Genomic DNA, 18,280 nt, shown 5'->3' with positions numbered 1-18,280 from the left:
GAAAGCGGCCGGACAACAACCTACGAGTCTACGTGGGTGCCGGCCGACCGCTTACCACGAGCGGTGGGAGCGCGTCAGCTCCTGGTGCCGGACTCCTTGTGGTGCCGCCGCTCGACCGGCCCGCGGCGCACGGAACCCGGCGCGTTCCAGTCCGCGCGGCGCCTGGCCCGCACCTTGGCGGCCTCGGAGGACTCCAGCTGGTAGGGCACCGAGGTCACCATCACGCCCGGGGTGAACAGGAGCCGGCCCTTGAGCCGCAGCGCGCTCTGGTTGTGCAGCAGGTGTTCGTACCAGTGGCCCACCACGTACTCCGGGATGTAGACGCTGATCACATCGCGGGGCCGGTCCTTGCGCAGGCTCTTCACGTACTCGATGACCGGCCGGGTCACCTCGCGGTACGGCGAGTCGAGGATCTTGAGCGGGATGTCGATACCGCGCCGCTCCCAGTCCTCCCGGAGCGCCTTGGTCTCGTCCGGGTCGACGCTGATGGACAGCGCCTCCAGCTGGTCCGAGCGCACCAGCTTCGCGTACGCGAGGGCGCGCAGCGTGGGCCGGTGGATGCGGGAGACCAGGACGATCGAGTGGACCCGGGAGGGCCTGACCGTGTCGTCGGACGGGGTGTCGGCCGCGGCGATCTCCTCGGCGACCCGGTCGTAGTGCTTGCGGATCGCGGTCATCGTGCCGAAGAAGATCACCATGCCGAGCAGCGCGACCCAGGCGCCGTGGGTGAACTTGGTGGCCAGGACCACGACCAGCACGAGGCCGGTGAAGAACGCGCCGAAGGTGTTGATCGCGCGGGAGCGGATCATGTGGCGCCGTGCCGCCGGGTCCTTCTCGGTACGCAGATGGCGGTTCCAGTGCCGCACCATGCCGGTCTGGCTCAGCGTGAAGGAGACGAAGACGCCGACGATGTACAGCTGGATGAGCCGGGTCGAGTCGGCCCCGTAGATCCATACGAGCAGGATCGCGGCACCGGCGAGCAGCACGATGCCGTTGGAGAAGGCCAGCCGGTCGCCGCGGGTGTGCAGCTGGCGGGGCAGGTAGCGGTCCTGGGCGAGGATCGAGCCGAGGAGCGGGAAGCCGTTGTACGCGGTGTTGGCGGCGAGGAAGAGCACGAGTGCGGTGGCCGCCGCCAGGAAGACGAAGAGGAAGGTGCCCTCGCCGAACACAGCGGCGGCGACCTGGGAGATGACCGGGTCCTGGACGAAGCTCTCGCCGACGGCCGCACCGTTGTGGATCAGGTCCTTCGCCGGGTTCTCGGCCATCTTGACGTCGGTGGCCATGGCGAGGCCGATGATGCCGCAGAACATGGTGACGGCCAGCAGGCCCATCGCCGCGAGGGTGGTCGCCGCGTTCTTGCTCTTCGGCTTGCGGAAGGCGGGTACGCCGTTACTGATCGCCTCGACGCCGGTGAGCGCCGCGCAGCCGGAGGAGAAGGCGCGCAGCAGCAGGAAGACGAGGGCGAAGCCGGCGAGCCCCTCGTGCTCGGGCTTGATCTCGTAGTCCGAGGTGGGTGCGTGCATGGTGTCGCCGAGGGCGAGACCCCGGAAGGCGCCCCAGATGATCATCGCGAAGACGCCGGCCACGAAGAGGTACGTCGGGATCGCGAAGAGCTTGCCGGACTCCTTCACGCCCCGGAGGTTCATCAGGGTGAGCAGCACGATGGCGCCGATGGCGCAGAACGTCTTGTGCTCGACGACGAAGGGGATGGCGGAGCCGAGGTTCTCCACGCCGGAGGAGATCGACACGGCGACGGTGAGGACGTAGTCGACGAGGAGGGCGCTGGCGACGGTCAGGCCGGCCTTGGGCCCGAGGTTGGTGTTGGCGACCTCGTAGTCGCCGCCGCCGCTCGGGTAGGCGCGCACGTTCTGCCGGTACGAGGCGACGACCGTGAACATCAGGACCACGACGGCGACCGCGATCCACGGGCTGAAGTGGTACGCCGACACACCCGCGATGGAGAGCACCAGGAGCACTTCTCCCGGGGCGTACGCAACGGAGGACAGCGGGTCGGACGCGAAGACGGGGAGCGCGATGCGCTTGGGGAGGAGCGTTTCCCCCAGCTTGTCGCTGCGCAGCGCCCGGCCGATCAGGATCCGTTTGGGCACGTCGGTCAGTTTGGACACGGGGAGGATCGTAAGCGCTCGTGGGACACGCCGCCGAGGCACCACCCCCTCCGCGCCCGGAAAACCTTCATAATTACCCGCCCTCACCGCAAAAGTCCATGGAATCCTTAACGAAATCCTTGCGGTCCGGGTGGGTGGACACCCCCGGGATCACCGTCTCGCGCCTCCTCGGACCGGTCCCCCTTTTGCTCATGGGGCCGTTCGATACGCACACTCGGATGAGGCGGTGCGGATGCCGCCGCATAAGCTCATCCCCGGGCAACGCCGAAGGTGGTTGCCCCATTGTTTGCCCCGCAAGCTGAGAGAGAAGTGTGAGCAGGGTGTTTTCGCAGGTCATCCGGATGACCAGGACGGCGAGGTAGGCGCAAGGTGCACATCGTCATCATGGGCTGCGGGCGCGTCGGAGCCGCTCTCGCGCAGACCCTGGAGCAGCAGGGGCACACGGTCGCCGTGATCGACCAGGACCCCACGGCGTTCCGCCGCCTCGGTGCGGGGTTCGGCGGCCGGCGGGTCAGCGGGGTCGGCTTCGACCAGGACACCCTGCGCGAGGCGGGTATCGAGGAGGCCGGAGCCTTCGCCGCCGTCAGCAGCGGCGACAACTCCAACATCATCGCCGCCCGGGTGGCGCGCGAGATGTTCGGTATCGAGAACGTCGCGGCGCGCATCTACGACCCCCGGCGTGCCGAGGTCTACCAGCGTCTGGGCATCCCCACGGTGGCCACGGTCCGCTGGACGGCGGACCAGATGCTGCGGCGGCTGCTGCCGTCGGGCGCCGAGCCGCTGTGGCGCGACCCGAGCGGTGGTGTGCAGCTCGCCGAGGTGCACACGACGCCGTCCTGGATCGGCCACAAGATCAGCACACTGCAGGAGGAGACGGGCGTACGGGTCGCCTTCCTCACCCGCCTGGGTGAGGCCATACTGCCCACGTCGCAGACGGTTCTGCAGGAGGGCGACCTGGTCCACGTGATGATGCGTACGGACGAGATCGCGAAGGTCGAGGAGGCCTTTGCCGAAGGTCCCGAGGAGGGCGGTCACTGATGCGCGTGGCGATTGCCGGGGCCGGCGCGGTGGGCCGTTCCATCGCGGCCGAGCTCCTGGAGAACGGGCACGAGGTGCTGCTGATCGACAAGGCACCGACCGCCATCTCGGTGGAGCGGGTCCCGATGGCCGAGTGGCTCCTCGCGGACGCCTGTGAGATCACGTCCCTCGACGAGGCCGCGCTCCAGCGGTGCAACGTCGTGATCGCCTCGACGGGCGACGACAAGGTCAACCTGGTCGTCTCGTTGCTCGCGAAGACCGAGTACGGCGTGCCGAGGGTCGTGGCGCGGGTGAACAACCCGAAGAACGAGTGGCTGTTCAACGAGTCCTGGGGCGTCGACGTCGCGGTCTCCACGCCGCGTCTGATGTCCGCCCTGGTCGAGGAGGCCGTGAGCGTCGGCGATCTCGTCCGGCTGCTGCGGTTCAGCCACGGCGACGCCAACCTGGTCGAGCTGACGCTGCCCCCGGAGTCGGCGATGGCCGGTATCCGGGTGAGCGACGTCGCCTGGCCCGAGGACACCTCGCTCGTCACGATCATCCGAGGTACGCGGGTGCTGACGCCGAGCCCCGAGGAGACCCTGGAGGCGGGTGACGAACTGCTGTTCGTGGCCGCCCAGGCGCGCGAGGAGCAGCTGGAGGACCTGCTGTCGGTCCGCCGGGAACCGGCCGAGGACTGAGCGGGATCATGCGAGAGGGGCCCCGGACCGTGGCACGGTCCGGGGCCCCTCTCGTACGCGTACCTCAGAGCTCGTAGGTGCGGGCCTCCGCGGCCTGTGCGGCCCTGCGGTCCTCCGCTTCCCGGGCGCTCTGTTCGGCCTTGCGGGCCTTCTCGGCCTGCTCCTCCGCCTCCATCTCGGCGAACACGTCGATGGGCGGCGGCGCCTTGGCGAGGAAGACCCAGGTCAGATACACCGCGAGCAGGAACGGCGGGATCTTGAGCGCGACCAGGACCCAGCCGAGCTGGGTGGTGTCGGCCCACCAGTACAGCGGGAACAGGATCGCGCACTTGGCGAGCAGGATCAGGCCCCAGGCGTAGCTGGCCTTCGCGTACGCCTTCTTGCGGCCCGGGTTCCTGGTGCGCCAGGAGAGGTTCTCCTTGAAGACCGGGCCGAGGATCAGGCCGATCAGCGGCACTCCCGCGAGGGTGGTGACGAGATACGCCAGGGCCAGTCCGAGCGTGTAGATCATGCCCGGCAGGTAGAAGTCCTTGGCGTTGCCCGTCATCTTCGCGAAGAGCACACCGAAGGCGACGCCGAAGACCCCGCTGAACGCGTGCTTGACGGTGTCCTTGCGGAGCAGCCGCACGACCACGAGGAGCAGGGAGACACCCAACGCGGCGACCGCCGAGGCCGTCAGGTCCTTGTTGATGGTGAAGATCGTGACGAAGAGCAGCCCGGGCAGGACTGTCTCCACCATGCCGCGCACACCACCGAACGCCTCGAAGAGCGCGGCTTCCGTGACCGCCTTCGCGTCGGCGTCCTGCTGGTCGGTGCGGTGGGGCTGGTCCGTGTCGGACGTCGGCTTGTCGAGAGACGTCACCGGCTACTCCTTGCCGAGCGGTCGGAGTTCGTATTTGGGGTTGAACAGCACCCGGCGCCCATGGCTGATGGCGATGCGGCCCGACGCTATGAGCTTGCGGCCCGGCTCGATGCCGACGATGGACCGCCGGCCGAGCCAGACCACGTCGAGCGGCGCGGTGCCGTCGAAGAGCTCCGCCTCGAGGGCGGGCACTCCGGCCCGCGGACGCAGGGTGACGGTCCGCAAGGTACCAGTCACCTTGACGATCTGTCGGTCCGAGCACTCGGAGATGCGCGTGCAGCCCGAGGCGTGCGCGTCCTCCTGCAGCTCCTCGGACTCCAGGTCCTCCTGGGAGCTGGAGAGCCGGTCGAGCATGCGTCGGAAGCGGCCGGACGGCTTCTCCGTCCTGCCGGGCTTCTCGAATCGGGGAACAGCGCTCATACCCGAAGGGTACCGGTCCCCTGTGGGAGGGGCGGGGTCACGGGGGTGTCACTCGAAGGAGTGAATGCGCTCACTCGGAAACCGCCTGGCCGCGCTCGAAGCGGTACCCCATCCCCGGCTCGGTCACGAAGTGTCTGGGGTGCGAGGGATCCGCCTCGAGCTTCCGGCGCAGCTGGGCCATGTAGACCCGCAGGTAGTTGGTCTCCGTGCCGTAGGAGGGTCCCCAGACCTCCTGGAGCAGCTGCTTCTGGCTGACGAGCCGGCCCGCGTTGCGGACCAGCACCTCCAGCAGGTGCCACTCGGTGGGTGTCAGGCGTACGTCGCGGCCTTCGCGCTGGACCTTCTTCGCGGCCAGGTCGACGGTGAAGCCCTCGGTCTCGACGATCACCTGGTCGTCGGCGCCGTCGGAGCCGACCGGTTCGGCCCTGCGCACGGCGGCGCGCAGCCGTGCCAGCAGTTCGTCCATGCCGAACGGCTTGGTGACGTAGTCGTCGGCCCCCGCGTCCAGTGCCTCGACCTTCTCGTCGGAGGTGTGCCGGGCGGAGAGCACGAGGATCGGCACCCGGGTCCAGCCGCGCAGCCCTCTGATCACCTCGACGCCGTCCATGTCGGGCAGCCCGAGGTCGAGGACGACCACGTCGGGGTGGCGGGCCGCGGCGAGCTGGAGGGCGGTCGCCCCGTCGGGCGCCGCGTCCACCTCGTACCTGCGTGCCTTGAGGTTGATCACGAGGGCGCGCACGATCTGCGGCTCGTCGTCGACCACGAGCACCCTGGTCATCGCGGACCTGCCTTTCCGGAATACGTGTACGGGGTGGGGGTGCGCCCCGGACGGGCGCTCGGCGTCATGACGTCACCCGCGACGGGGACAGGGAGCCGGCCTGCACCTGCCCCGGAGCCGCGGTGAGCGTGAGGACCATGGTGAGCCCGCCGCCGGGGGTGTCCTCGGCGCCCAGCGTGCCGCCCATGGACTCCACGAAGCCCCGGGCGACGGCGAGCCCCAGGCCGACCCCGGCACCGCGCGGAGCGTCACCGTACCGCTGGAAGGGCTCGAATATGCGTTCCTTGGCCTCGTCAGGGACCCCGCGGCCCCGGTCGGCCACCCGCAGCTCCACCCGCGCGCCCAGGGCGCTGGCGGCGACGGTGACGCGTTCCCGGTGAGGGCTGTACTTGACGGCGTTCTCGACGATGTTGGCGACGGCCCGCTCCAGCAGCCCCGGGTCGACGGCGACCATGGGCAGCGTCTCGGGGATGTCCAGGTCGACACTGCCCTCCGGTACGCCGCCGAGGGCCATCGGGACGACCTCGTCGAGGTCGATCTCGCGGATCAGCGGGGTGACCGTGCCGGTCTGCAGACGCGACATGTCGAGGAGGTTGCCGACCAGGTGGTCCAGGCGGTCGGCGCCGTCCTCGATGGCCGCGAGGAGCTCCGCCTCGTCGGCGTCGGACCAGGAGACGTCGTCGGAGCGCAGGGAGGTGACGGCGGCCTTGATGGCGGCCAGCGGGGTGCGCAGGTCGTGGCTGACGGCGGCGAGCAGCGCGGTCCTGATCCGGTTGCCCTCGGCCAGCCGCCTGGCCGCCTCCGCCTCGCCCACCAGGCGCTGGCGGTCGAGCACGACGGCGGCCTGGGCGGCGAAGGCGCCGAGGACGCGGCGGTCCTCGGCGGGCAGCACACGGCCGGAGAGCGCCAGCGCCATGTGGTCGCCGACGGGCATGTCCACGTCCGCGTCGTCGGGGCGGGCCACCGGGGCGGGCCCGACGGACCCGGCACAGGTCCAGGGCTCGACGTCGTTCTTCCGCTCCAGGAGGGCGACGGACTCCATGCCGAAGGTCTCGCGCACCCGGTCCAGCAGGGCGTCCAGGGCCGTCTCGCCCCGCAGGACGCTCCCGGCCAGGGCGGAGAGGATCTCCGACTCGGCGCGCAGCCGGGCCGCCTGGTGGGTGCGTCTGGCCGCCAGGTCGACGACGGAGGCGACCGCCACCGCCACCGCGAAGAAGATCACGATGGCGACGAAGTTCTCCGGGTCCTGCACGGTCAGGGTGTGGGTGGGCGGGGTGAACCAGTAGTTCAGGAGCAGGGAGCCGACGGCGGCGGAGGCGAGGGCCGGGGTCAGCCCGCCGAGCAGCGCGGCGGCGACCGTCATGAAGAGGAAGAGCAGGACGTCGTTGGCGAGCCCCGGGCCGTTCTCCATGCCCTGGAGGAGGAGGGTGAGGAGGGCGGGCCCTCCGACGCCCGCCACCCAGCCGGACAGGATCCGGGCGCGGCTGAGCCGGGCGCCGCGGGCGATGGGCAGCCCGCGGCCCTTGGCGACCTCTTCGTGCGTGACGATGTGGACGTCCAGGTCGGGACCGGACTCGCGGGCGACGGTGGCGCCCACACCGGGGCCGTAGATGTACTGCCAGGTCTTGCGGCGGCTGGACCCGAGGACGATCTGGGTGGCGTTGACGCCCCGTGCGAACGCCAGGAGCGCGGTGGGTATGTCGTCGCCGATGACGTGGTGGAAGGTTCCGCCGAGGTCCTCGACGAGGGTGCGCTGGCCGGCGAGCTCCTTGGGCGACGCGGAGGTCAGTCCGTCGCTGCGGGCGATGTACACCGCGAGGATCTCGCTGCCGGAGCCCTTGGCGGCCATCCGGGAGGCGCGACGGATCAGGGTGCGGCCCTCGGGGCCGCCGGTGAGGCCGACGACGATGCGCTCGCGGGCCTGCCAGGGGGCGCTGATGTCGTGCTCGCCCCGGTACTGCTGGAGGTACTCGTCGACCCGGTCGGCGACCCAGAGGAGGGCCAGCTCGCGCAGGGCGGTGAGGTTGCCTGGGCGGAAGTAGTTGGAGAGGGCCGCGTCGACCTTGTCGGACTGGTAGATGTTCCCGTGGGCCATGCGGCGCCGCAGCGCCTCGGGCGACATGTCGACGAGCTCGATCTGGTCGGCCCGCCGGGCGACCTCGTCGGGGATGGTCTCCTGCTGGCGCACGCCGGTTATCGACTCGACGACGTCGCCGAGGGACTCCAGGTGCTGGATGTTGACGGTGGACACCACGTCGATGCCGGCCTTGAGAAGCTCTTCGACGTCCTGCCAGCGCTTGGCGTTGCGGGAGCCGGGCACGTTGGTGTGGGCGAGTTCGTCCACGAGGGCGACGGCGGGCGCACGCTCCAGTACGGCGTCGACGTCCATCTCCGCGAAGACGGCCGAGCGGTGTTCGATGTCGCGGCGCCGGATCTGCTCCAGGCCGTGGAGCAGCACCTCGGTGCGGGGCCGGTCGTGGTGCTCCACGAAGGCGACGACGCAGTCCGTGCCGCGTTCCACACGCCGATGGGCCTCGGAGAGCATCGCGTACGTCTTGCCGACGCCGGGTGCCGCACCCAGGTAGATCCGAAGCTTGCCGCGCGCCATGGCCCCATTGTCTTCTCTGAAACCGGCTGCCGCCGATGCGGGAGCCGGTCTCGAAGCTACCCCGAGAATTTCCGGCATATGGGGTCAGGGCCGGACGCGGGCTCCGTCTTGACAGGATTCTGATGCGGCGGGGGTGTCCCCCGCGCCCTGCGTTCCCGGCGGGGCCGGCTACGCGTGCTCGACGATGTGCCCGTCGCTGAGCTCCAGGACCCGGTCGGCGAATCCGAGCAGCTGGGGGTCGTGGGTGGCGACGAGGAGGGTGACGCCCTCGCTGCGCACGACGGCCCGCAGGAGCTGCATCACCGCGAGTCCGGTCTCCGCGTCGAGCTGCCCGGTGGGCTCGTCGGCGATCAGGAGCGCGGGCCGGTTGGCGAGCGCGCGGGCGATGGCGACGCGCTGCTGCTGGCCGCCCGAGAGCTCGCCGGGACGCTGCCGGGCGTGGTCGCCGAGGCCCACCAGCGAGAGCAGCAGCGCCACCCGCTCCTCGCGCTCGCGCGGGTCGGCCTTGAGCAGCCGCATCGGTACGCCGACGTTCTCCGCGGCCGTGAGGATCGGGATCAGGCCGAAGGACTGGAAGATGAAGCCGATGCGGTCCCTGCGCAGCTCCAGCAGCCCGTCCTCGCCGAGCCCGGAGAGGTCGGTGCCGCCGACGGTGATCCGGCCGCCGTCCGGCGTGTCCAGGCCGCCGACGAGGTTGAGCAGCGTCGTCTTGCCGGACCCCGAGCGGCCCTTGAGCGCGACCAGCTCGCCGCGCGGGATCTCGAAGGAGACGCCCCGCAGCGCGTGCACGGCGGCTGCGCCGCTGCCGTACGAGCGGTGCAGGTCCTCGACCCGCACCATGGGCCCGTCGGCCGGGCTCCCGGTCAGGACGGTGCCGCTCCGCGCGCCGGTGCTCCGTGTCATCGTTCCCGCTCCCCCCGTGCGTACGCCGTCGTGCGTACCGCTCACCCGGCAGCGGCCAGTATGTGCGTGAGGCACCCGGTGAGGCAATGGAAAGGCCGGTGGGCCGTGCCCATTCCCCGGGACACGGCCCACCGGCCCTGACGTTCCGCGGTGCGGTCAGCGCACCTCGGTGATCTCGGGTCCGCGCTGGAGCTGGCCCATGCCACCGGAGAACTTCGAGGTCTCCTGGTCCTCCTGCTGCACACCCTCCGGCACCATCTGGGCGTCGTTGGGGAGCTTGAGGACGATCGGGTCGCGGGGAGCCATCGGGCCGTCGCCGCGGACGACGACGGTGTCCCGGAAGATCGTCTCCAGCAGCCCCGCGGCCTCGGGCTGCACGGCGCCCTGGCCGGAGATCACTCCGCGCAGGAACCAGCGCGGCCCGTCGACACCGACGAAGCGCACCAGCTGTACGCCGTTCTTCCCGTCCGGGAGCTGAACGGGGACCTGGGCGCGCAGCTCCCAGCCCAGCGGGCCCTCGACCTCGTCGATGATCCCGCCCTGCTGGGTGATGCCGGACGCGATCTCCTCGCGCACCTCGCCCCAGATGCCCTCCCGCTTGGGAGCGGCGAAGGCCTGGAGCTGGACCGCGCTGTCGCGCAGCACGACGGTGGCCGCGACGATCGCGTCGCCCGCGACCTCCACGCGGAGCTCCATGCCCTCGACCCCGGGCACGAAGATGCCGCCGAGGTCCACCCGGCCCTCGCCGGGCTGGGACACCTCGGAGATGTCCCACGGCCCGTCCGGGCGGGGTGCCGGCGGCAGGTTCGTGCGGCGCGATCCGTTGCCGGCCGCGGCGCCGTCGAGCTCGTCGGCGACCTGCTCGGCCTCGCGCGCTTCGTCCGCCGTGTCCTCGGCGGAACCACTGTTCTTGCGACGTCCGAACACGTCAACGTCCTTCCCGGTCGGATACGACCGAAGCGTAGCTGTTCCCACCCTGGGTGTTACCGCCCGTGACGCCGTCCACCGCGGCATGACCGCCCGTGGATCCGAAGCCCCCTTCGGCCCGCGCCGAGCCGGGAAGCTCCGTCACCTCGTGGAAGCGCACCTTCTCGACCTGCTGGACGACCAGTTGGGCAATCCGGTCGAACCGTTCGAACCTCACGGTCTCGCGCGGATCGAGATTGACCACGATGACCTTGATCTCCCCACGGTACCCGGCATCAACCGTCCCTGGGGCGTTCACGAGAGCCACTCCGCAGCGGGCGGCGAGGCCCGAGCGGGGGTGCACGAAGGCGGCGTAGCCGTCGGGCAGCGCGATCGACACCCCGGTGGGGAGCACCGCCCGCTCGCCGGGGGCGAGCTCGGCGGCCTCGGTGGTCACCAGATCGGCACCGGCGTCGCCGGGATGCCCGTACGCGGGAATCGGCACGTCCGGGTCGACCCGGCGGATCAGTACGTCGACGGGAGCGCGCATCAGGGGTTCACCTCGAAGGCACGGGCACGCCTGACCTGGTCCGGGTCGGACATGGCCGCCTGGATCTCCTCGGGCCGTCCGTTGTCGATGAAGTGGTCCACCTTGACCTCGATGAAGAGGGCTTCCGCACGGACCGCGACGGGGCCCTCGGGGCCGCCCGTCCGTCCCGTGGCGCGGCAGTAGATCTTCCGGCCGTGGACGGCGGTGACCTCCGCGTCCAGGAAGAGGACGGTGTCCACCGGCACCGGCAGGACGTAGTCGGTCTCCAGCCGTCCGGTCACCGCGATGACCCGCAGCAGCCAGCTCAGGGCGCCGAGCGTCTCGTCCATGGCCGTGGCCAGGACCCCTCCGTGCGCCAGTCCCGGGGCACCCTGGTGTGCGGGCTTCACGGTGAACTCGGCGGTGACGCTCACGCCCTCGCCGGCCTTCGCGCTCAGATGCAGTCCGTGCGGCTGTCCGTCACCACAGCCGAAACAGTGTTCGTAGTGGGAGCCGAGGATCTCGCCGGGCGCCGGGGCGTCGGGATGCCGGACGGGCTTCACCGCGTCGGCCGGGGGTGTCAGACGTGCAGATGTTCCACTCACAGCCGCAGACCTTACCCGCGCGGCCCGCCCGGGGGTGCGCCGTGCCAAGCTTGCTGTCATGCAGCCTTCCGCACCTCCCTTCGACGAACGTCTCACCGCGCCTCGTACGTGGTGGCTCATCGGCTTCGGGATCGGCGTCGCGTGCGCGCTGATGCTCCTGCCGCTCGGCGTCCTGCCCATGCTCGGCGGGCTGGTCGCCGGTACGGCCGCGGCGTGTGCCGGGGTGAGCTCGTACGGCTCCGCGCGCATCCGGGTCGTGGCGGGCGCCCTCGTCGCGGGCGATGCCCGGATCCCGCTGGAGGCACTCGGCGACGCCGAGGTGCTGGACCAGGAGGAGGCGCGCGCCTGGCGCTCGTACAAGGCCGATCCGCGCGCCCACATGCTGCTGCGCAGCTACATCCCGACCGCGGTGCGGGTGAAGGTCACGGACCCGGCCGACCCGACGCCGTACGTCTATCTGTCGACGCGGCAGCCCGAGGCGCTGGCCGCCGCACTCACGCCGGTCGCCGCCTGAGGGGTCAGCCGCCCGAGGGGCCTTCCAGGCCCTTGGGCAGCTCCTCGGCGGGCCGCGTCGGCTGTTCCAGCGGGGGGAGCCCGGCGAGCCGGTCCCAGGAGACCTGATCGCGCCGCAGGTCGTTCCTGACCCGGTCCGCGAGCTTCTTGGTGTCGCGGCGGTTCATCATCGCGCCGACGGCGGCACCGATCATGAACGGGATCAGGTTCGGCAGGTCGCGCACGGTGCGCTTCATGATCTGCTGGCGCAGCTCGCGCTTCATCTGCCCGCCCAGGGCCGCGTTCAGTGTGGTGGGGCGGGAGACGTCGATCCCGCGCTCCTCCGTCCAGGACGTCAGATACGCGGTGCCGCGCTGCCCGATGTTGCCCGGGGGGCGTCGGCCGTAGACCTCGTGGAGCTCGGCGACGAGCTTCATCTCGACGGCCGCCACGCCGGTGATCTCGGCTGCCAGCTCCGCGAGCATCGCGGGCGGTACGGGCATCATCGCCGCGGCCCCGATGCCCGCGCCGACGGCCGCGGTGGCCTTGCAGGCACCCGCGACGAGCTTGTCGGCGAGCTCTTCGGGGCCGAGCCCCGGGAACTGTCTGCGCAGGGTGGCGAGGTCCCTCACGGGGACACGGGGAGCCATGTCGATGATCCGGTCGGCCACCATGCCGATCGCGGCCGAGGCGCCTTCCCGGCTCCTGGTCACGCCCCGCTTCAGTGTGTGCAGGCGGCCGGACCCCTTCGAGGGCCCTTCCTGCCCGGGCTCGCGGGGCGAGCCCGCCGCCCGTACTGCTTCGAGCGAGGCCGGAAGGCCCCGCTCGTCGTCAGTTGTGCCGGGAGAGGGCGGCAGGGCGGTCGTGCGCTCGGCAGCGGGGCTTTCGCCCTTCGCCGGGCCTGTGCCGCCCTGATGCGCCTCCGACGACTTCGTACGCCGCAAGCGCCGCTTCCGGAACGGTGTGTCGCCTGCCACGGCCGGCCGGCCTCAGTCGCAGTCGCGGCAGATGGGCTGGCCGTTCTTCTCGCGCGCCAGCTGACTCCTGTGGTGCACGAGGAAGCAGCTCATGCAGGTGAACTCGTCGGCCTGCTTGGGCAGGACCCGCACGGCCAGCTCTTCGTTGGACAGGTCTGCGCCGGGCAGCTCCAGTCCCTCTGCCGCGTCGAACTCGTCCACATCGACGGCGGATGCCGTCTTGTCGCTCCGACGAGCCTTGAGCTCTTCGAGGCTGTCCTGGTCCACGTCGTCGTCGGTCTTGCGTGGGGTGTCGTAATCCGTTGCCATGTCGCTCTCCCCCTCATGGGTGTCTGCGGTGTCTCAGCGCACGTAACGCGTGAGAGGCCGGACTTGTGCCCGACCTGAGGCGGAGATTTTGCCTCACATCAAGGTCTGTTACTCAATCGACACCCAACCGGATCTCTCGGGAGCGATCAGCTTGGGTGGCGATGGGGACCGTACACGGTCCTATTGCTGCACTTCACGGGCGCCACCCCGTGTACTTCCCGTGATACCGACCCCCGGAAACCCGGACGATTCCAGGCTTTCGGGCTCAGATGTGATCACGGAGAGTAGAGGGACGAGAAATCGCGCCTGTGATCGATCACACAGGGACAGAATGGGAACAGGGTTCGGAAATTCCGCCGAAAGCGAACAGAGCGATCCAATGCGGCTTCACACCGTGAAGCCTCTCAGACCGGCAGAGTGACGCGCATCACGAGACCACCGCCCTCGCGGGGCTCCGCGATGATACGGCCTCCGTGCGCCCGCGCGACGGACCGCGCGATCGACAGGCCGAGGCCGACGCCCTTGTCGCTGCCCGTGCGCTCCGTACGCAGCCGTCTGAACGGCTCGAAGAGGTTGTCGATCTCGTAGGCGGGGACCACCGGCCCGGTGTTCGAGACCACCAGGAGCGCCTGCCCGTGCTGGGCCTCGGTGGTGACCTCCACCCAGCCTCCCTCCGCCACGTTGTAGCGAACGGCGTTCTGCACGAGGTTCAGCGCGATGCGCTCCAGGAGGACCCCGTTGCCCTGGACGACCACGGGACGGCGTTCGCCCCGGACCTCCACGCCCTTGTCCGCCGCCTCCGCCCGCGTCTGGTCGATGGCGCGGCCGGCGACCTCGGCCAGGTCGACGGGCTTGCGCTCGACGATCTGGTTGTCGCTGCGGGCGAGCAGCAGCAGCCCCTCCACGAGCTGCTCGCTGCGCTCGTTGGTGGCCAGGAGCGTCTTGCCGAGCTGCTGGAGCTCGGTGGGGGCCTCAGGGTCGGAGAGATGCACCTCCAGCAGCGTGCGGTTGATGGCGAGCGGCGTACGCAGTTCGTGCGAGGCGTTCCCCACGAACCGCTGCTGGGCCGTGAAGGCGCGCTCCAGGCGGTCCAGCATCTCGTCGAAGGTGTCGGCGAGCTCCTTGAGCTCGTCGTCGGGGCCGTCCAGCTCGATCCGGCGGGACAGGTCGGTCCCCGCCACCCTGCGGGCGGTGCGGGTGATCCGGCCCAGCGGGGACAGGACGCGTCCCGCCATGGCGTAGCCGAAGGCGAAGGCGATGATGCTGAGGCCCACGAGGGCGAGCAGCGCCCTGTTCAGCAGGCTGTCCAGCGCGTGCTGGCGCTGGGCGGCGGTGCAGTCCTTGATCGCCTCGTTGAGCTGGCCGTTGTTCTGCGCGGAGCCGAGCTGCGGGCAGGTGTCGCTGGAGATCTGGACGTTCGTCCCGGAGACCCGGAACTCCAGACCACCGGCGTCGTGCAGGGCCTGGGCGGCCAGCATGTAGATGATCGAGAGCAGCAGGATGCCCGCGATGAGGAACATCCCGCCGTACAGGAGCGTGAGCCGTATCCGGATGGTCGGCCGGAGCCACGGATAGGGGACCTCCTGCTGCTTGGGCTCCCAGGTCGGCTTCGGAGGCGCGGCGACCGGTCCCGGAGAGGCTGCCATCACGCCCTCAGATCCGGTAGCCGGAGCCGGGGACGGTGACGATGACGGGAGGCTCGCCGAGCTTGCGCCGCAGGGTCATCACGGTCACCCGTACGACGTTGGTGAACGGGTCGGTGTTCTCGTCCCACGCCTTCTCCAGCAGCTGCTCGGCCGAGACGACCGCGCCCTCGCTGCGCATGAGGACCTCCAGGACCGCGAACTCCTTCGGGGCGAGCTGGATCTCCTGCTCGTCCCGGAAGACCTCGCGGCGGTTGGGGTCCAGCTTGATGCCCGCCCGCTCCAGCACCGGCGGCAGCGCGACGGTGGTGCGGCGCCCCAGGGCGCGCACCCGCGCGGTCAGCTCGCTGAAGGCGAAGGGCTTGGGCAGGTAGTCGTCCGCGCCGAGCTCCAGGCCCTCGACCCGGTCGCTGACGTCGCCGGACGCGGTGAGCATGAGCACCCTGGTGGGCATCCCGAGCTCGACGATCTTGCGGCAGACGTCGTCACCGTGCACCAGGGGGAGGTCCCGGTCCAGCACGACGACGTCGTAGTCGTTGACCCCGACACGTTCGAGGGCCGCGGCTCCGTCGTAGACAACGTCGACGGCCATGGCCTCCCGGCGCAGTCCGGTGGCCACCGCATCGGCGAGCAGCTGCTCGTCCTCGACGACGAGTACGCGCACGGCGCAGTCCTTCCCTAGATCCAGAAATACGGCGAGCGGCCCTTGTTCCGGCCGCTCGCTGCACGTCAGCGGCACCGACTGTGCGCGTCCATCCTGCCCGTAACGCGCATAAACCGGCGGTAAGACGACGCCGCCGGAGCCGTGGGCCCGGGGAATTGATCGGATTCCCGGGCCAGTTGAGGTTTCTCGCGGGCGGACCCCGGGGAGGACGACTGCACACCCGCGATCACGCCATGCATGTGGCGTACCACAGCCCGTCCTGCTTCCAGAGGGACTGCGTGATCACCCGCACTCCGGTCCCCGTGCCGGAGGACCACCGGGCACACCCCCGTGCCACCGACCCACGATGAGGGGGCGCTTCATGGACGCTTTCACCGCAGGTCTGCTGCAACGAATCAAGACCACCGAGTCCGACCTCACGAGGGCTCGCGAGACGGGCGACGACTTCCTCGCGGATGTCGAGCAGGGAGAGCTTGACGACCTGCACCGCCTCGCCGCCGAGCACGGCGTAGAAATCAGCGCCACAAGCGTCTGAGCCGCCACGAGGAGGCCCCGGAGAGGCGTACTGCCTCTCCGGGGCCTCCTCGTGTCCTGGCGCTCCTCACGGTGCCGTCAGAGGTCGTGACGGCACATGCCGGTCGTGCCGGGAGCGTCAGGGGCGGCGCCTCAGTCGTGCCAGGCGCCCAGCTCGTCGAGGATCGCCTGCAGCGGCTCGAAGACACCGGGGGTCGCGGCGACGGTCAGGTCCCCGTCCGCGGGGAGGCCCGGCCGGCCGCCGGTGAGCGCTCCGGCCTCCCGGGCGATGAGGTCGCCCGCCGCCACGTCCCACGGGTGCAGCCCGCGCTCGTAGTAGCCGTCGAGCCGGCCCGCCGCGACGTCGCAGAGCTCGATGGCGGCGGACCCGCCGCGCCGGATGTCGCGCAGCCGCGGGATCAGCTGCTGGGCCACGGCCGCCTGATGGGTGCGGACCTCGGTGACGTAGTTGAAGCCGGTCGCCACCAGGGCCTGGTCGAGGGGCGCCGTGGGGCGGCAGCGCAGCGCTTCGCCGTTGCCGTAGGCGCCGCGCCCCAGCACCGCGTGGAACGTCTCGCGGCGCATCGGGGCCTCGACCACCCCCACGACCCGCTCGCCGTCGCGCTCGGCGGCGATGGAGACGGACCAGGTGGGCAGCCCGTAGAGGTAGTTCACGGTGCCGTCGAGCGGGTCGATGACCCAGCGGATGCCGCTGCTGCCTTCGGCGCTGGCACCCTCCTCACCGAGGAAGCCGTCGGCGGGGCGGTGCTCGGAGAGATAGCCGGTGATCAGCTTCTCCGCCCGGATGTCCATCTCGGTGACGACGTCGATGGGGCTGGACTTCGTGGCGGCCACTCCCAGGTCGGCGGGACGGCCGTCCCGCAGCAGGGCACCGGCCCGGCGGCCGGCTTCCAGGGCGAGGTCGAGCAGTTCGGACAGGAGGGGGTCGGTCACAACGCTCCAGGGGTGGTGTCGCGGGCACCGGACGGGCTGTCGGCTCCCGCGGACGGCGAGGGTGCGGGGGCTCGGCCTAGAAGGGGCTGTCGGCTCCCGCGGCGGCGGGCTTCGGTGCCCGGGCCGGGCAGCAGCCGACCGGACAGAGGTCGTGGGACGGACCGAGCGCGCCCAGGGCGCACGGCGTGACCGGGCGCTCCTGCTCGGCGGCGGCACGCTCCAGGAGGAGCTCGCGCACGGCCGCGGCGAACCGGGGGTCCGCGCCGACCGTCGCCGACCGTCGCACCGGCAGCCCCAGCTCGGCGGCCTTCGCCGTGGCCTCCGTGTCGAGGTCGTACAGCACCTCCATGTGGTCCGAGACGAAGCCGATGGGGGCCATGACGACCGCCGGGACGCCGTCGCCGTGAAGCGTCTCCAGGTGGTCGCAGATGTCGGGCTCCAGCCACGGGATGTGCGGGGCGCCGCTGCGCGACTGGTAGACGAGCTGCCACGGGTACGCGACGCCGGTCTCCTCGCGCACGGCCTCGACGATCACCCGGGCGACGTCCAGGTGCTCGGCCACGTACGAGCCGCCGTCACCGTGCGACTCCACCGGTCCCGAGGCGTCGGCGGCCGAGGTCGGGATGGAGTGGGTGGTGAACGCGAGGTGCGCGCCCGCCCTGGCGTCCTCGGGGAGACCGGCGAGCGAGGCCAGCACGCCGTCGACCATGGGCCGCACGAAGCCGGGGTGGTTGAAGTAGTGCCGGAGCTTGTCCACCCGGGGCACCGGGAGCCCCTCCGCCTCCAGCACGGAGAGCGACTCCGCGAGGTTCTCGCGGTACTGGCGGCAGCCGGAGTACGAGGCGTAGGCGCTGGTGGCGAGCACGGCGATGCGCCGGCGGCCGTCCGCGACCATCTCGCGGAGGGTGTCGGTGAGGTACGGGGCCCAGTTGCGGTTGCCCCAGTAGACCGGGATCTCCAGGCAGTTCTCCGCGAAGTCCTTGCGCAGCGCGTCGAGCAGCGCCCTGTTCTGCGCGTTGATCGGGCTCACGCCGCCGAAGAGGAAGTAGTGCTTGCCGACCTCTTTGAGCCGTTCCTCGGGGATGCCCCGGCCACGCGTCACGTTCTGCAGGAACGGAACCACGTCGTCGGGACCTTCAGGGCCTCCGAAGGAGAGCAGCAGCAGAGCGTCGTAGGGAGCGGGATCACGCACATCGGACATGCACCCGATCCTGCCACCCGCCTCCGACGGCGCGGCAACCGCCGTCGGCGCGTCATGGGCGCACCGGGGGCGGCC

At 70.9% G+C, this 18,280-nt stretch carries 19 protein-coding genes; 4 read left to right on the top strand and 15 right to left on the bottom strand.

Going from position 1 to position 18,280, the window contains the following annotated elements:
- Nucleotides 1-74 precede the first annotated feature (74 nt).
- Nucleotides 75-2,126 (bottom strand): APC family permease, encoded by a 2,052-nt coding sequence (locus tag AMK10_RS14365; RefSeq protein WP_073748170.1) that lies wholly within the window; start codon nt 2,124-2,126, stop codon nt 75-77.
- A 369-nt stretch (nt 2,127-2,495) separates the two neighbouring features.
- Between AMK10_RS14365 and AMK10_RS14360 the strand changes: the two genes are divergently transcribed.
- A complete protein-coding gene (locus AMK10_RS14360) occupies nt 2,496-3,164 on the top strand; it encodes a potassium channel family protein (RefSeq protein ID WP_073748169.1) in 669 nt (222 codons plus the stop codon).
- Entirely contained in the window at nt 3,164-3,841 is a 678-nt protein-coding gene (locus AMK10_RS14355; protein WP_073748168.1) for a potassium channel family protein, read from the top strand. Before AMK10_RS14360 ends, AMK10_RS14355 begins: the two co-directional genes overlap by 1 nt.
- A gap of 64 nt (nt 3,842-3,905) precedes the next feature.
- On the opposite strand, the gene AMK10_RS14350 is transcribed toward AMK10_RS14355, so the two are convergent.
- From AMK10_RS14350 to AMK10_RS14315, 8 genes are all read right to left on the bottom strand, one after another.
- Nucleotides 3,906-4,703 carry a DUF3159 domain-containing protein gene (locus tag AMK10_RS14350; RefSeq protein ID WP_073748167.1) on the bottom strand — a complete coding sequence of 266 codons (798 nt, stop codon included), beginning with the start codon at nt 4,701-4,703 and terminating at the stop codon, nt 3,906-3,908.
- 3 nt (nt 4,704-4,706) lie between these two features.
- Nucleotides 4,707-5,123 carry an OB-fold nucleic acid binding domain-containing protein gene (locus tag AMK10_RS14345; RefSeq protein ID WP_073748166.1) on the bottom strand — a complete coding sequence of 139 codons (417 nt, stop codon included), beginning with the start codon at nt 5,121-5,123 and terminating at the stop codon, nt 4,707-4,709.
- A gap of 70 nt (nt 5,124-5,193) precedes the next feature.
- On the bottom strand, nt 5,194-5,901 hold the full coding sequence (locus tag AMK10_RS14340; protein WP_073748165.1) for a response regulator: 708 nt from the start codon (nt 5,899-5,901) through the stop codon (nt 5,194-5,196).
- A 64-nt stretch (nt 5,902-5,965) separates the two neighbouring features.
- The gene (locus AMK10_RS14335; RefSeq protein ID WP_073748164.1) at nt 5,966-8,509 is read right to left on the bottom strand and encodes a sensor histidine kinase; all 2,544 of its coding nucleotides are present in this window, start codon (nt 8,507-8,509) and stop codon (nt 5,966-5,968) included.
- Nucleotides 8,510-8,677: 168 nt separating this feature from the next.
- On the bottom strand, nt 8,678-9,412 hold the full coding sequence (locus AMK10_RS14330; RefSeq protein WP_073748163.1) for an ABC transporter ATP-binding protein: 735 nt from the start codon (nt 9,410-9,412) through the stop codon (nt 8,678-8,680).
- Between the two features lie 156 nt (nt 9,413-9,568).
- The gene (locus AMK10_RS14325; protein ID WP_073748162.1) at nt 9,569-10,339 is read right to left on the bottom strand and encodes a DUF3710 domain-containing protein; all 771 of its coding nucleotides are present in this window, start codon (nt 10,337-10,339) and stop codon (nt 9,569-9,571) included.
- A gap of 1 nt (nt 10,340) precedes the next feature.
- The gene (dut, locus tag AMK10_RS14320; RefSeq protein ID WP_073748161.1) at nt 10,341-10,868 is read right to left on the bottom strand and encodes a dUTP diphosphatase; all 528 of its coding nucleotides are present in this window, start codon (nt 10,866-10,868) and stop codon (nt 10,341-10,343) included.
- On the bottom strand, nt 10,868-11,452 hold the full coding sequence (locus AMK10_RS14315) for a PaaI family thioesterase (protein ID WP_073748160.1): 585 nt from the start codon (nt 11,450-11,452) through the stop codon (nt 10,868-10,870). Before AMK10_RS14315 ends, dut begins: the two co-directional genes overlap by 1 nt.
- Before the next feature lie 58 nt (nt 11,453-11,510).
- Here AMK10_RS14315 and AMK10_RS14310 point away from each other — a divergent pair, with 58 nt between their 5' ends.
- Nucleotides 11,511-11,966, top strand: coding sequence for a DUF3093 domain-containing protein (locus tag AMK10_RS14310; RefSeq protein ID WP_073748159.1), 456 nt, complete (start codon nt 11,511-11,513; stop codon nt 11,964-11,966).
- Between the two features lie 4 nt (nt 11,967-11,970).
- On the opposite strand, the gene AMK10_RS14305 is transcribed toward AMK10_RS14310, so the two are convergent.
- The 4 genes from AMK10_RS14305 to AMK10_RS14290 form a co-directional block, all read right to left on the bottom strand.
- On the bottom strand, nt 11,971-12,921 hold the full coding sequence (locus AMK10_RS14305) for a hypothetical protein (protein WP_073748158.1): 951 nt from the start codon (nt 12,919-12,921) through the stop codon (nt 11,971-11,973).
- A gap of 12 nt (nt 12,922-12,933) precedes the next feature.
- Nucleotides 12,934-13,230, bottom strand: a complete 297-nt coding sequence (locus AMK10_RS14300; RefSeq protein ID WP_003965732.1) for a DUF4193 domain-containing protein — start codon at nt 13,228-13,230, stop codon at nt 12,934-12,936.
- A gap of 404 nt (nt 13,231-13,634) precedes the next feature.
- Nucleotides 13,635-14,876 carry a sensor histidine kinase gene (locus tag AMK10_RS14295; RefSeq protein ID WP_073748157.1) on the bottom strand — a complete coding sequence of 414 codons (1,242 nt, stop codon included), beginning with the start codon at nt 14,874-14,876 and terminating at the stop codon, nt 13,635-13,637.
- 7 nt (nt 14,877-14,883) lie between these two features.
- Nucleotides 14,884-15,537, bottom strand: a complete 654-nt coding sequence (locus AMK10_RS14290; protein ID WP_014153613.1) for a response regulator transcription factor — start codon at nt 15,535-15,537, stop codon at nt 14,884-14,886.
- Nucleotides 15,538-15,898: 361 nt separating this feature from the next.
- Between AMK10_RS14290 and AMK10_RS37685 the strand changes: the two genes are divergently transcribed.
- A complete protein-coding gene (locus AMK10_RS37685; RefSeq protein WP_167359495.1) occupies nt 15,899-16,072 on the top strand; it encodes a hypothetical protein in 174 nt (57 codons plus the stop codon).
- 131 nt (nt 16,073-16,203) lie between these two features.
- Here the strand turns inward: AMK10_RS37685 and AMK10_RS14280 are convergent, their stop codons facing one another.
- Complete coding sequence (locus tag AMK10_RS14280) at nt 16,204-17,004, bottom strand: inositol monophosphatase family protein (RefSeq protein ID WP_073748155.1); 801 nt, start codon at nt 17,002-17,004, stop codon at nt 16,204-16,206.
- A 76-nt stretch (nt 17,005-17,080) separates the two neighbouring features.
- Nucleotides 17,081-18,205 (bottom strand): ferrochelatase, encoded by a 1,125-nt coding sequence (locus tag AMK10_RS14275; protein ID WP_073748154.1) that lies wholly within the window; start codon nt 18,203-18,205, stop codon nt 17,081-17,083.
- Nucleotides 18,206-18,280: the final 75 nt, after the last annotated feature.

This window comes from Streptomyces sp. CB02058 (assembly GCF_001905505.1).
In the GTDB taxonomy this organism is placed as follows: Bacteria; Actinomycetota; Actinomycetes; order Streptomycetales; family Streptomycetaceae; genus Streptomyces.
This window is presented reverse-complemented; position numbering and strand designations above follow the sequence as displayed.